The sequence below is a fragment of the Janibacter hoylei PVAS-1 genome (assembly GCF_000297495.1).
In the GTDB taxonomy this organism is placed as follows: Bacteria; Actinomycetota; Actinomycetes; order Actinomycetales; family Dermatophilaceae; genus Janibacter; species Janibacter hoylei.
In genome coordinates this window covers 1-1,365 of the sequence record NZ_ALWX01000115.1, presented here as the reverse complement: position 1 = coordinate 1,365, position 1,365 = coordinate 1, and the positions used below count along the sequence as shown (strand labels likewise).

Below are 1,365 nucleotides of genomic sequence, written 5' to 3'. Positions count from 1 at the left end.
GTATCGCGCCGCATCCTTGTGAGTTGGAAGGATGCGAACCATGCCGAAGAAGATCGATCCGAAGGTCAAGGAGCGGTGTGTGCGGCAGGTGTTAGAGCACTTGCCGGAGTACCCGTCGCTGACCGCTGCTGCTGAGGTCGTCGCTCGCCGTGAGGGTGTGGGCAAGGAGTCTGTGCGTCGCTGGGTTCTGCAGGCCCAGGTCGACGGTGGCCAGCGGCAAGGGGCCACCACCGAGGAGCTGGCCCAGATCAAGGAGCTCAAGGCCAAGGTCCGCCGGTTGGAAGAGGACAACGAGATCCTGCGCCGGGCCTCAATTTTCTTCGCGGGGGAACTCGACCCCCGCGATCGCTGATCGTCGCGTTCATCGACGAGATGCGAGTTGAGGGTCACGCGGTCGAGTCGATCTGCCGGGTTCTGCGCGAGCAGGGATGCCAGATCGCCGCGCGGACCTACCGTCAGTGGGCTGGGGCAACCCGTCCGGTCGCGACACGCACGGTTACTGACGCGATCGTCACCGATCGGGTCCGCGACCTGGTGTGGACTGTCGACCACGCGGGCGTGCGCCGGATGACGCCCGAGGGCCTGTACGGCCGCCGGAAGATGACTGCCTTGGTCAAACGCGCCGACGCCGATGCCTCGCCCGGGTCGGTGGACCGCGCGATGAGGGCCCTTGGCCTGCAAGGCGTTCGACGAGCCAAGGGGGTCCGCACCACGATCCCGGCCAAGGACGGCACACGGGCTGGTGACCTGCTCGACCGTGACTTCACCGCGCCCGCGCCCAACCGCACGTGGGTCATGGACTTCACGTATGTCCGCACGTGGGCCGGGTTCGTGTATGTCGCGTTCGTCCTGGATGTCTTCGCTCAGAAGATCGTCGCGTGGAACGTCGCGTCGACCAAGGCCGTCGATCTCGTCGACGCCCCGGTGCGGATGGCGCTGTGGCAACGCGGCCGCGAGGGTCACCCCGTCGTGCGCGGCGAGTTGATCGGCCACGCGGACGCCGGGTCGCAATACACGTCGATCACGTTCACCGACCATCTCGCCGACGAGGGCATCCGCCCTTCGATCGGGTCGGTCGCTGACGCGTACGACAACGCGCTCATGGAGTGTGTGATCGGGCTGTTCAAGACCGAGTGCATCCGCACCACGGTCTTCCACCCCGGGCCCTACCGGACCCTCGCCGAGGTCGAGTACGCCACCGCCGGCTGGGTCGACTGGTACAACAACACGCGCCTGCACTCCACCCTTGGGATGATGACCCCAGTGGAGTACGAGCAAGCCCACTACGCGGTCCTCATCCGAGAGCCGCAACCCGTATAGGAGCGGCGCAGAACCTGGGCGCTTCACYTYCCTCAAGGCCTCGTA

1 protein-coding gene and 1 other annotated feature are annotated in these 1,365 nt (G+C 66.4%); the gene reads left to right on the top strand.

Annotated features, from left to right (window positions below):
• Positions 1-40: 40 nt before the first annotated feature.
• Positions 41-1,320 (top strand): IS3 family transposase gene (locus B277_RS15510; protein ID WP_156811825.1). Its coding sequence is split into 2 segments (ribosomal slippage): positions 41-314 and positions 314-1,320, totalling 1,281 coding nucleotides; the frame shifts between segments, so codons are not numbered across the junction.
• Positions 310-444 (top strand) — a sequence feature (AL1L pseudoknot). (Overlaps the previous gene by 135 nt.)
• Positions 1,321-1,365 lie beyond the last annotated feature (45 nt).